General features: G+C 75.3%; 9 protein-coding genes and 1 tRNA gene. 6 read left to right on the forward strand and 4 right to left on the reverse strand.

Translation table 11 applies throughout. From position 1 onward, the window contains the following. Positions 1–71: 71 nt before the first annotated feature. The 4 genes from AC3EVP_RS21205 to AC3EVP_RS21220 all read left to right on the forward strand — a co-directional run bounded on the left by AC3EVP_RS21205 (position 72) and on the right by AC3EVP_RS21220 (position 7,262). Positions 72–1,703 (forward strand): beta-N-acetylhexosaminidase, encoded by a 1,632-nt coding sequence (locus tag AC3EVP_RS21205; protein ID WP_435131809.1) that lies wholly within the window; start codon positions 72–74, stop codon positions 1,701–1,703. 260 nt (positions 1,704–1,963) lie between these two features. Next, a complete protein-coding gene (locus AC3EVP_RS21210) occupies positions 1,964–2,836 on the forward strand; it encodes an FAD binding domain-containing protein (RefSeq protein WP_335977715.1) in 873 nt (290 codons plus the stop codon). Further along, positions 2,833–4,950 (forward strand): (2Fe-2S)-binding protein, encoded by a 2,118-nt coding sequence (locus tag AC3EVP_RS21215; protein ID WP_435131811.1) that lies wholly within the window; start codon positions 2,833–2,835, stop codon positions 4,948–4,950. The genes AC3EVP_RS21210 and AC3EVP_RS21215 overlap by 4 nt, the downstream gene beginning before the upstream one ends. A 5-nt stretch (positions 4,951–4,955) precedes the next feature. Continuing rightward, the gene (locus AC3EVP_RS21220) at positions 4,956–7,262 is read left to right on the forward strand and encodes a xanthine dehydrogenase family protein molybdopterin-binding subunit (protein WP_435132001.1); all 2,307 of its coding nucleotides are present in this window, start codon (positions 4,956–4,958) and stop codon (positions 7,260–7,262) included. 68 nt (positions 7,263–7,330) lie between these two features. Here AC3EVP_RS21220 and AC3EVP_RS21225 read toward each other — a convergent pair whose 3' ends face one another. The 3 genes from AC3EVP_RS21225 to AC3EVP_RS21235 form a co-directional block, all read right to left on the reverse strand. Continuing rightward, complete coding sequence (locus AC3EVP_RS21225; protein ID WP_335977720.1) at positions 7,331–8,062, reverse strand: isocitrate lyase/PEP mutase family protein; 732 nt, start codon at positions 8,060–8,062, stop codon at positions 7,331–7,333. Beyond that, on the reverse strand, positions 8,059–8,505 hold the full coding sequence (locus tag AC3EVP_RS21230) for a carboxymuconolactone decarboxylase family protein (protein ID WP_335977723.1): 447 nt from the start codon (positions 8,503–8,505) through the stop codon (positions 8,059–8,061). Before AC3EVP_RS21230 ends, AC3EVP_RS21225 begins: the two co-directional genes overlap by 4 nt. Positions 8,506–8,584: 79 nt before the next feature. Then, positions 8,585–8,806 (reverse strand): hypothetical protein, encoded by a 222-nt coding sequence (locus AC3EVP_RS21235; protein WP_435131814.1) that lies wholly within the window; start codon positions 8,804–8,806, stop codon positions 8,585–8,587. A 313-nt stretch (positions 8,807–9,119) separates the two neighbouring features. Between AC3EVP_RS21235 and AC3EVP_RS21240 the strand changes: the two genes are divergently transcribed. Continuing rightward, positions 9,120–10,280 carry an SPFH domain-containing protein gene (locus tag AC3EVP_RS21240; protein ID WP_435131817.1) on the forward strand — a complete coding sequence of 387 codons (1,161 nt, stop codon included), beginning with the start codon at positions 9,120–9,122 and terminating at the stop codon, positions 10,278–10,280. Positions 10,281–10,448: 168 nt separating this feature from the next. Next, positions 10,449–11,609 carry a TFIIB-type zinc ribbon-containing protein gene (locus AC3EVP_RS21245; RefSeq protein WP_335977729.1) on the forward strand — a complete coding sequence of 387 codons (1,161 nt, stop codon included), beginning with the start codon at positions 10,449–10,451 and terminating at the stop codon, positions 11,607–11,609. 61 nt (positions 11,610–11,670) lie between these two features. On the opposite strand, the gene AC3EVP_RS21250 is transcribed toward AC3EVP_RS21245, so the two are convergent. Continuing rightward, a tRNA-Cys gene (locus AC3EVP_RS21250) sits at positions 11,671–11,744 on the reverse strand. Positions 11,745–11,901 lie beyond the last annotated feature (157 nt).

Raw genomic sequence — 11,901 nt, forward strand, 5'->3', positions numbered from 1 at the left:
GCGGCACCCTCGCCCGCACCCGGGCCCGTATTGGTCTATGCCAATCGGCGGGGGTGTTGCAGGATGAGGGAATGGACCTCATTCCGAAGCCGCGGCAGGCCACGACGGGAAGCGGGGACGGCCCGGCCGTCTTCACGGTGCGGGCGGGCACGGTGCTCGCGGCCGGACCGGGCACGCAGGCCGCCGAGACGTGGCTGCGCGGCACCCTGGGCGCGGCGACCGGCCTGCCGTGGGCCGCGGGGGAGCCGGCCGGGCAGGGCGCCGTACGGCTGGCCGTGGACGAGCGGCTGCCGGGCGGGCCCGAGGCGTACCGCCTGACCGTCGACGCGGACACCGGCGTGGAGATCCTCGGCGGCGGCCCCGCCGGCGTGTTCTGGGGCGCTCAGACGCTGCGCCAGCTGCTCGGCCCGGAGGCGTTCCGCCGCGGCCCCGTGACCGGCCGGGCCTGGACCGTACCGGTGTGCCGGATCACCGACGCGCCCCGCTTCGGCTGGCGCGGCTTCATGCTGGACGTGGCCCGCCACTTCATGCCCAAGGACGTGGTCCTGCGCTACCTGGACCTGATGGCCGCGCACAAGCTCAACGTCCTGCACCTGCACCTCACCGACGACCAGGGCTGGCGGGTGGAGATCCACCGCCACCCGCGCCTGACCGAGGTCGGCGCCTGGCGCGAGCGCACCAAGGTCGGCCTGCGCGAGTCCCCGCTGTGGGAGGAGCGCCCGCACGGCGGCTACTACACCCAGGACGACATCCGCGAGATCGTCGCGTACGCCGCCGCCCGCCACATCACCGTCGTCCCCGAGGTGGACATCCCCGGCCACTCCCAGGCCGCCATCGCCGCCTACCCCGAACTGGGCAACACCGACGTCATCGACACCGCCGCCCTTCCGGTGCTGCCCAGTTGGGGCGTCAACCCCAATGTGCTCGCCCCGACCGAGGCCGTCCTGCGCTTCTACGAGGAGGTGTTCACCGAACTGCTGGAGCTGTTCCCCGGCACCTTCTTCCACATCGGCGGCGACGAGTGCCCCAAGGAGCAGTGGACGAACTCCGTCACCGCCAAGGACCGCATGGCGGACCTCGGCCTGCACGACGCCGACGCGATGCAGAGCGCCCTGATCAGCCACTTCGACCGCTGGCTCACCGAACGCGGCCGCCGGCTGATCGGCTGGGACGAGATCCTGGAGGGCGGCCTCGCCGAGGGCGCCGCGGTCTCCTCCTGGCGCGGCTACCGGGGCGGCATCACCGCCGCCCGGGCCGGACACGACGTCGTGATGTGCCCCGAGGGCCACGTCTACCTCAACTGGCGCCAGTCCGACGCGCCCGAGGAACCGGTGCCCATCGCGCACGTGCGCACCCTGGAGGACGTCTACCGCTTCGAGCCGGTCCCGCCGGAGCTGACCGCGCAGGAGGCCGCGCACATCATCGGCACCCAGGCCAACGTCTGGACCGAGGTCATCGACTCGGTGCGGGTGCTGGACTACATGGTCTTCCCCCGGCTCGCCGCCTTCGCCGAGGTCGCCTGGTCCGAACTCGGCGCGCCCGCCGACCGGGACTGGCCCGGCTTCACACAGCGGATGAGCGCCCACTACGCGCGACTTGACGCCCTCGGCGTCGAGTACCGGCCGCCCGGCGGCCCGCGGCCCTGGCAGCGCCGCCCCGGCGTCCTGGGCCGCCCGAAGCCCGGACCGCCCCCGATCGTGTGACCGGCCCGGGGCGCCGCCGCGCCGCCCGCCGCCCCGCGGCCCGGGCGCCGTACCGTCCCAACAGCCCTGAACACCGCCAATTCCGACACAGCGCCCGATCGGGATCTAGCCGTACGATCACCCTGTGAGGGGCGGATCGGTACTTCGCGGACCCTCGCGTCGGGCGCCCCGGAACATGTGCCAGAGTTGCCACGTCCGGGCTGTCAGCACGTACGGTACGGCTACCGCGTGACGGAGGTAGGCCGGGAAGGGGCAGCGGCGTGAGCACGTATGCACGGCAGGAGGCGGCGAACGTCACGCTGCCTTCCTCGCTCGACGAGGCGGTGGCGGCACTGGCCGACATGCCCAGTGCCGTGCCGGTCGCCGGGGGCACCGACCTGATGGCGGCGGTCAACTCCGGGCTGCTGCGCCCGGCCGCGCTCGTCGGCCTCGGCCGGATCAGCGAGATCCGCGGCTGGCAGTACGCCGACGGCGCCGCCCTCCTCGGCGCGGGCCTGACCCACGCCCGCATGGGCCGCCCCGACTTCGCCGCGCTGATCCCCGCGCTCGCCGCCGCCGCCCGCGCCGCGGGCCCCCCGCAGATCCGCAACGCCGGCACCCTCGGCGGCAACATCGCCACCGCCGCGCCCACCGGCGACGCCCTGCCGGTGCTGGCCGCGCTGGAGGCCAGCGTCATCCTCGCCGGGCCGGACGGCGACCGCGAACTGCCCGTCAGCCACCTGCTCACCGGCATGGACCCGCTGCGCCCCGGCGAACTCCTCGCCTTCGTGCGCATCCCGCTGCTGCACGCCCCGCAGACCTTCCTCAAGGCCACCGGCCGCACCGGCCCCGGCCGGGCCGTCGCCTCCGTGGCGCTCGTCGTCGACCCCGCCCGGCGCCAGGTGCGCTGCTCGGTCGGCGCCGTCGCGCCGGTGCCGCTGCGCCCGCTGGAGGCCGAGCAGTGGGTGGCCGGGCTGATCGACTGGGACGGCGAGCGCAGCCTCGCCCCGGAGGCGTGCACGGCCTTCGGCGAGTACGTCGCCGCCGCCTGCATCCCCGACCAGCCGGGCGTCGAACTGCCGCCCGCCGCCGTCCAGTTGCGCCGCACCGTCGCCGCACTGTCCCGCCGAGCGCTCGGGAGGGCCCTGGCATGACCGACCAGCAGCCGAACGAGCTCGACCAGCGGGAGCAGCAGGAGGTGTACGGCCCGGGCAACGCCGGTGCCTGGCAACCGGTGCCCGGCGGCGGGGACTACGACCCCGACCAGACGATGCACGTGTCGTTCGCCGCCCAACTCCCGCCCGAGCCGCGCCCCGGCGAGGACCCGCTCGGCGCCCACGGCCCGGCCGGCCCCGGCTGGAGCGGCCAGGGCGGCTACCAGGAGGACGGCGGCTACCGGGTCAGCGGGCCGCTGTTCGCACCCGGCCCCGACGACGGCGGCGGCTACGGCTACCCGCCGCAGGAGCACACCGGCCCGCACACCGGCCAGTTCGACCAGCCGCACAGCGTCCCCGAGCAGCCGTACGAGCACCAGGGCGGCGCGGGCTACCCGGACCACACGGCCGACGGCACAGGCGGCACAGGCGGCACTGCCGACACCGGCGGCTACGGCGACTTCGGCGGCGGCCAGGGCACCGGCGACGGCGCCCCCGCCGGGGACTCCGGCGCTGCCCCCGCTCCGTCCGGCGGCGCGCCCGACCCGGCCACCACCTGGTCGATCCCGGTCATAAGGGAGGACGCCGAGGCCGAGTCCGGCGAGTACTCCCTCGGCGCCTTCTCACCCGCCTGGGACCAGACGCCCTCGCCCGCGCCCACCCACTCCTTCCCCGCCGGGATGTTCGGCCAGGGCGCGGCCGCGGCCGCGCAGGCCGCCCAGGAGCGGGCCGCGGCCGAACGGGTGCGCGGCGGCGCCGAACACGCGCCGTCCGACGGCGGCAGCGGCCACTGGGACCTGCCCTACACCGTCCCCGAGGGCGGCGATGCGGTGCCGTGGCTGCCCGCGCACGCCCCGGCCTCGGACGCCGCCTGGTCGGGCATCGTGGACGACCCCGAGGCCCCGCCCGCGGCGCCCCCGGCCGCCGCCGACCCCGAGCGGCCCGCGGGCCACGACACCGCCGCCGGCAGCCAACAGCCTTACGTCGTACCGCAGTTCGGTGGGCCCGCCGCCGCGGAACCTCCCGTGGCGCAGGTTCCCGGGCCGGACGGCTACGGGGAGGTGCCCGCGGGGCCGGAAGGCGCGAGCGGCCCGGACGGCGCCGAGCAGGAGCCCGGGCGGGGCGAGGGCCCCGACCCTGCTGCCGAGCCCGCAGCGGGCGCCCTGGAGGGCGGCACGCCCGCATCTGAGCCCGCGCCCACTCTCCCGTCCCCGGACGATGCCGAACCGGCCCCCGCGCCCGGAAGCGGCGACGCCGCCCAGGAGTTCGGGGCCGACAGCGCCGAGCCCGCGGCCGAACCCGCAACCGACGCCGAGCCCGTCCCCGACGCCGAACCCGTTGCGGACCCCGTACCCGGGCCGGACGTCACATCCGGCGCCGACCTCGTAGCGGACCCCGATCTCGTAGCGGACCTGGACCAGAGGCAGGACCTCGACCCTGCGGCCGAAGCCGCTGCCGGGCCCGACCCCGTATCCGAACCCGACTCCGCGGCCGAGGCCGAGGCCGCGGCGGCCGAACCCGCCGTCGAGACCCGCAGCGAGCACCCGCTCGCCTCGTACATGCTGCGCGTCAACGGCACCGACCGGCCCGTCACCGACGCCTGGCTCGGCGAGTCGCTGCTGTACGTGCTGCGCGAGCGGCTCGGGCTGGCCGGCGCCAAGGACGGCTGCGAGCAGGGGGAGTGCGGCGCCTGCTCCGTCCAGGTCGACGGGCGGCTGGTGGCGTCCTGCCTGGTGCCCGCGGCGACCGCGGCCGGCAGCGAGGTGCGCACCGTCGAGGGCCTGACCGTCGACGGCCGCCCCTCCGACGTCCAGTGCGCGCTGGCCGACAGCGGCGCCGTGCAGTGCGGCTTCTGCATCCCGGGCATGGCGATGACCGTCCACGACCTGCTCGAGGGCAACCACCACCCGACCGACCTCGACATCCGCCAGGCGCTCAGCGGCAATCTCTGCCGCTGCTCGGGCTACCGCGGGGTCATCGACGCGGTCCGCTCGGTCGTCGCCGAGCGCGACACCGGCCGCGACGGCGACGACGGCGCGGCGCCCCCCGGCCCTGACGAAAGCGCCCGCATCCCGCACCAGAGCGGCCCCGCGACCTCGGGAGGCGACCGGTGAGCAGCATCGTCGAGGGCCCCTCAGCGGTGGCCGAGACCCCGGCCGGGCCGAGCGGCGAGCCGCACGGCATCGGCGCGCCGGTGCCCTCCGCCGACGCGCTGCCGAAGACCCAGGGCACCTACCCCTACGCCGCCGACCTGTGGGCCGAGGGCCTGCTGTGGGCGGCCGTGCTGCGCTCGCCCTACCCGCACGCGCGGATCACCCGCATCGACACTTCCGAAGCGGTCGCCATGCCCGGCGTGCGCGCCGTGGTCACCCACGAGGACGTGCCCGGCGACGCCATGCACGGCCGCAAGGTCGCCGACCGGCCGGTCTTCGCCCACGACGTGGTCCGCCACCACGGTGAGCCCATCGCCGCGGTCGCCGCCGACCACCCCGACACCGCCCGGCTGGCCGCGGCCGCGATCCTCGTCGAGTACGAGGTGCTGGAGCCGGTCACCGACCCGGAGAAGGCGTTCGCGGCCCCGCCGCTGCACCCCGACGGCAACCTGATCCGGCACATCCCGCTGCGCTTCGGCGACGCGGACGCGGTCGGCGAGATCGTGGTGGAGGGCCTGTACCGGGTCGGCCGCCAGGACCCCGCGCCGATCGGCGCCGAGGCGGGCCTGGCCGTGCCGCGCCCGGACGGCGGTGTGGAGCTGTACGTCGCCTCCACGGACCCGCACGCCGACCGGGACATCGCCGCCGCCTGCTTCGGCCTGGAGGCCGACCGGGTCAAGGTCGTCGTCACCGGCGTGCCCGGCGCGATGGGCGACCGCGAGGACTCCGGCATCCAACTGCCGCTGGGCCTGCTGGCGTTGCGCACCGGCTGCCCGGTGAAGTTCGTGGCCACCCGGGAGGAGTCCTTCCTCGGCCACGCCCACCGCCACCCCACCCTGCTGCGCTACCGCCACCACGCCGACGCCGAGGGCCGCCTGGTCAAGGTCGAGGCGCAGATCCTGCTCGACGCGGGCGCCTACGCCGACGCCTCCTCCGACGCGCTCGCCGCCGCGGTCTCCTTCGCCGCCGGCCCGTACGTGGTCCCGCATGTCTTCGTCGAGGGCTGGGTGGTGCGCACCAACAACCCGCCCTCCGGCCACGTCCGCGGCGAGGGCGCCCTCCAGGTCTGCGCCGCGTACGAGGGCCAGATGGACAAGCTCGCCGCCAAACTCGGCCTCGACCCGGCCGAGATCCGGATGCGCAACGTGCTCGCCACCGGCGACCTGCTGCCCACCGGGCAGACCGTCACCTGCCCGGCGCCGGTCGGCGAACTGCTGAAGTCGGTCCGCGACGCCGACCTGCCGCCGCTGCCCGACGGCGACGACGAATCGCAGTGGCTGCTGCCCGGCGGGGTCTGCGGCGCCGGCGAGCCCGGGGCGGTGCGCCGCGGCGTCGGCTACGCGCTCGGCATGGTGCACGTCCTGGGCGCCGAGGGCGCCGACGAGGTGTCCACCGCGACCGTCCGCATCCACGACGGCCGCGCCACCGTCATCTGCGCGGCCGTCGAGACCGGGCAGGGGTTCACCACGCTGGCCCGGCAGATCGTGCAGGAGGTGCTCGGCGTCGACGACGTGCGGGTGCTGCCCTCCGACACCGACCAGCCCCCCGCCGGGCCCGCCGCCCGCGGCCGCCACACCTGGGTGTCGGGCGGGGCGGTGGAGCGCGCCGCGAAGATGGTCCGCACCCAGCTGCTCCAGCCGCTCGCGGCGAAGTTCGGCATGTCCGTGGAGCTGCTGTCCATCGCCGACGGCAAGATCACCTCCTACGACGGGGTGCTCTCCACGACCGTCGCCGAGACGCTCGACGGCAAGGAGCTGTGGGCCACCGCCCAGTGCCGGCCGCACCCCACCGACCGGCTCGACGACAACGGCCAGGGCGACGCGTTCGTCGGGCTGACCTTCTGCGCGATCCGCGCCGTGGTCGACGTCGACATCGAGCTGGGCGCGGTCCGCGTGGTCGAGCTGGCCGTCGCGCAGGATGTCGGGCGCGTGCTCAACCCGCGGCAGCTCGCCGCCCGGATCGAGGCCGGGGTCACCCAGGGGGTCGGGCTCGCCCTCATGGAGGACCTGCGGGCGCCGCGCGGCGTCATCAAGCGGCCCAACCTCACCGGGTACTCCCTGCCGACCGCCCTCGACGCCCCCGACGTGCGGGTCGTCAAACTCGTCGAGGAGCGCGACGTCGTCGCCCCCTTCGGGGCCAAGGCGGTCTCCGCGGTGCCGGTCGTGACCTCTCCGGCGGCCGTCGCCGCCGCCGTCCGCGCCGCCACCGGCCGCCCCGTCAACCGCCTCCCCATCCGCCCCCAGGCGGCCGTCGTCAAACCCCCCACCGCGTAACGCTGTTCCCCGCACTCCCCGCACCTCCGAGGGGGCGCGGGGAGCCCGGGCGGTCCGGCGACGGCGGGTCAGGAGGCCAGGCCCGCCGCGACCTCGCGCAACGCGTCCAGCGCCTGGTGGTGGAGCCCCCCGCCGAATGTCACCCGGGCGGCACCGAACACCCCGAGTTCACGCGGCGCCGGCCCACCCGCCCGGCACAGCGCGTTCACCGGCAGGCCGACCCCCGCCGCGATCGCGGCGAGCTGCGCCGGCGGCGCGAGGATCGGGTAGAGCACGTCCGCACCCGCCGCCGCGTACCGCACCCCGCGGGCGATCGCGGCCGCGGGCGTACGGTCCGACCCCCGCAGATACGTATCCACCCGCGCGTTGACCACGAGCGCGTCGCCCGCCGCGGCCCGCACCTCCGCCAGGAACTCCGCCTGCTCGCCCGGGTCCCGCAGGGTCCCCGTCGCCGGGTCGGAGTCCTCCAGGTTGCAGCCGGCGGCACCGGCCGCCAGCAGCCGTTCCACCAACTCCGCGGCGGGCAGCCCGTATCCGGCCTCGACGTCCGCGGTCACGGGGACGTCCACGGCCCGGGTGATCCGGCCGATCGCGGCGAACATCTCGTCCGGGGGCGTGCCCTGGCCGTCGGCGTACCCGAGCGCAGCGGACACCCCCTCGCTGGGCGTCGCGAGCGCCGGGAACCCCGCGTCCGCGAAGACCTTCGCGCTCGCCGCGTCCCACGGCCCGGGCAGCACCAGCGGATCGCCGGGGGCGCGGCCGTGGTGCAGCGCCCGCAGCGCCTGCGCGCCGCCGCTCACACCAGGTTCCCGGGGGCCGTCCGGTACGCCACGTTGAAGCGGTTCCACGCGTTGATCGCCACGATCGCGCTGACCAGCCGGGCGAGTTCGGCCTCGCCGAAGTGCGCGGCGGCCCGCGCGTACACCTCGTCCGGCACGAATCCCTCGGTGAGCAGCGTGACCGCCTCGGTCAGCGCCAGCGCCGCCCGCTCCCGCTCCGTGTACAGCCCGTCGACCTCCTCCCACGCGGCCAGCAGGTCGAGCCGCTCCTCGCTCTCGCCCGCCTTGCGCGCCTCCTTCAGGTGCATGTCCAGGCAGAACGCGCACCGGTTGATCTGCGAGGCCCTGATCTTCACCAGCTCCCCGACCACCGGGTCCAGCCCTTCCACCGCGGCCTGGCCGAACGCCCGCATCGCCTTGAACACGTCCGGCGCCAGCCGTGCGTAACTTCCTCGTTGCGTCATACCCCCGACGCTACGGCCCCCCACCCCGCCCTCCTTGGTCCACTCCACCCCCCGTTCCCCGGGCCAATCCCCGCGGGCGTCAGGGCAGGGCGATGCGCAGGACGTAGCCGGCGTGGCCGGCGAGGGTGAGGCCGGACGGCGTGGCGGCCATGGTGGTGGGCAGGGCGCAGGGGAGGGCGGTGGCGCGGACGGGGAGGGGGAGGTGGCAGGTGCCGGAGGTCGCGTCCGTGGCGGCGCGGGCGACGAGTTGGGCGGTGCCGTCGTGCAGGTGGAGGACGTAGCTGCGGTCGGACGCGGACACCAGGGCGTACACACCGTGGGTGCCGTCGCCCGGGGCGTGCGGGGCCGGTCGGTGCGGCGGTAACGGACATGTCGGTGTATCCCCCCTGCGGACGGTGGCCGGGTGAGCGGCCCCGTGGTCCTGGACGTTCCACCGTAGGTGCCGGGCCGCGGGCCCGGCGCGGATTCGGCGGGAACCGGGGGGAAGGGGGCGGGCGTCATGGGGGTGGCGGGGGTGGGCGGTTGCTAGAGTGCCGGGGTTCGGGCGTGCCCGGGCTTTTGGGCGGTAACAGACGGCAATTGGGGCAAGTCGCGCGTGCAGCGCGGAATGGGGGATGGGCGTGGGACTGTTCGACGCGATCCGCGGCGAGTTCATCGACATCGTGGAGTGGACCGACGACAGCCGGGACACCATCGTGTGGCGCTTTCCGCGGCACGACAACGAGATCAAGATGGGCGCGAAGCTCATCGTGCGCGAGTCCCAGACGGCCGTGTTCGTCAACGAGGGCCAGATCGCCGACGTCTTCACGCCGGGCACCTACACCCTCCACACCCAGAACATGCCGATCCTGTCCACGCTCAAGGGCTGGAAGTACGGCTTCGACTCGCCGTTCAAGGCCGAGGTCTACTTCGTCACGACCCGCCAGTTCACCGACATGAAGTGGGGCACGGCGAACCCGGTGATCGTGCGGGACGCCGAGTTCGGGATGGTACGGCTGCGGGCCTTCGGCTCGTTCGCCGCGAAGGTGGTGGACGCGGCGGCGCTGCTGCGCGAACTGGCCGGTACCGACCCGCAGTTCCGCACCGAGGAGGTGCAGGAGTACCTGCGCCAGCTCATCGTCGGCCGGCTGTCCACCGCACTGGCCACCTCGGGCGTGCCGATGCTGGACCTGGCCACGCAGCAGGACGCGATCGGCACCCGGCTGGCCGGTGTGCTCACGCAGGAGCTGGCGCCGGTCGGCATCTCGGTGCCGAAGTTCGTGATCGAGAACATCTCGCTGCCGCCGGAGGTCGAGGAGGCCATCGACACCCGGTCGCGGATGGGCATCGCGGGCAACCTCGACCAGTACACGCAGTTCCAGGCGGCGAACGCGATCGGGGACGCGGCCCGCAACCCGGGCGGCGGAGGCGAGGGCGTCGGCCTTGGCGTCGGCCTGGCGATGGGCCAGCGGATCGCGGCAGGGCTCGCGCCGCAGGGCCAGCCGGTCCCGCAGGCCCCCGCGGCCGCCGCACCGGCACCCGCCCCGGCCCCCGCGTCCGCCGCGGCCACCCCGCCGCCGCTGCCCCAGCCGGCCCAGTGGTTCGTCGGCGTCGGCGGCACCCAGCAGGGCCCCTACGACGCGGCCGCGCTCTCCGGGCTGGTCGGCGCGGGCACCCTCACCCGCGAGACGCTGGTCTGGAAGGACGGTATGGCCGGGTGGCTGCCGGCCGCTCAGGTCCCGGAGGTCGGCGGGCTGTTCGGCGCGGTGCCGCCGCCGCTGCCGCCGCAGGGGTGACCTGAGGCGGTACGGGCGGTGCGGGCGCTGCGCACCCCGCTCCCGCACCGCCCGCACCGCCCGCGCCGCCCGTACCGCGCGCAGCGCACACTCCGCACGCACGCACACCCCGGCGCCGGGCCGGCGTCCCGCACGGACAAGCACACCAACGGTGGGGAGAGCACAGCCATGACCACGCAGGAGCGGGGCCCGGAGGGCTACGGGCCCGCCGCCGGTTCCACGGAAGCCCAGGCACAAACCCAGCCGGCCGTCGGCGTGCAGTCGTACCCCTGCGACGCCTGCGGCGCGACCGTCGAGTTCTCACCGGGCGCGGGCACCCTCAAGTGCCCTTACTGCGGCCACGAGCGCGCCCTCGCCGAGGTGCCCCGCCAGGTCCGCGAGCACCCCATCGAGGAACTCGCGACCCTGCGCGACAAGCCGCGCGCCCTCGTCCTGGGCGAGGCCCGCGCGTTCGTCTGCCCGGGCTGCGGCGCCCGTACCGAGACCGACGACCTGTCGGCGCGCTGCCAGTTCTGCGCCACCCCGCTGGTCGCCGACGCCGAGCAGACCGAGCGGGTGGTGCCGGAGGCGGTCGTCCCGTTCGGCCTGGACCGCGGCGCCGCCCGGGACCGGCTCAACTCCTGGACGTCCTCCCGCTGGTTCGCGCCGAGCAGCCTGAAGAAGGTCACCGAGGCGGAGACGTTCAAGGGCAGCTACCTGCCGCACTGGACCTACGACGCCGCGACCACCTCGCACTACCAGGGCCAGCGCGGCGAGCACTACTACACCACCGAGACCTACACGGCCACGGAGAACGGACAGCAGGTCACCCGCACCCGCCAGGTCCGGCACACCCGCTGGCACCACGCCTCCGGCACCGTCGCCCGCGCCTTCGACGACATCCTGGTGGCCGGCACCACCCACGTGAAGACCGCGCAGCTCGACAAGCTGACCCCGTGGCCGCTTCAGGAGGCGCGCCCCTTCCAGCCGGAGTACCTGGCAGGCTTTCAGACCGTCCGCTACGACGTCGAGCCCGAACAGGGCCTGGAGACGGCCAAGCAGCGGATGGCCACCACGATCGAGGCGGACTGCCGCGCCGACATCGGCGGCGACGAGCAGCGCGTCACCTCCGTCGACACGCGCTACGACGACGTGACGTACAAGCTGATGCTGCTGCCGGTGTGGTTCCTGACCTACCTGCACGCCGGCAGGAGCTGGCAGGTCATGGTGAACGCCCGCACCGGCGAGGTGATCGGCGACCGCCCGTACAGCGCCGCGAAGATCACGGCGGCGATCGCGGCCCTGGTCGTGCTGGTCGCGGTGATCGTGGCGGTGGTCAAGCTCAGGTGACCGAACGGCCACCGGCCCGGCCCCTTCCTGAAAAAGGGTGCCGGGCCGGCGGCCGTTCCACTGGAGGCCGCGACCGGATTCGAACCGGTGTAGCTCGCTTTGCAGACGAGTCCCTAACCACTCGGGCACGCGGCCGCGTGTCCTTGCACGTACGACGATCCCGCCCCGCCCCCGCCCCGGTCAACGCCCCGCCCCGCCCCGCAACACGACTGCCATACGCCGTTCACGCCGCCCCGCGCCCGCCGGGCGAGGGGATCGGCCGGTACCGGTAGGGGAGCAGGGGCCGCGGCGG

It is taken from the genome of Actinacidiphila sp. bgisy144 (assembly GCF_057708105.1).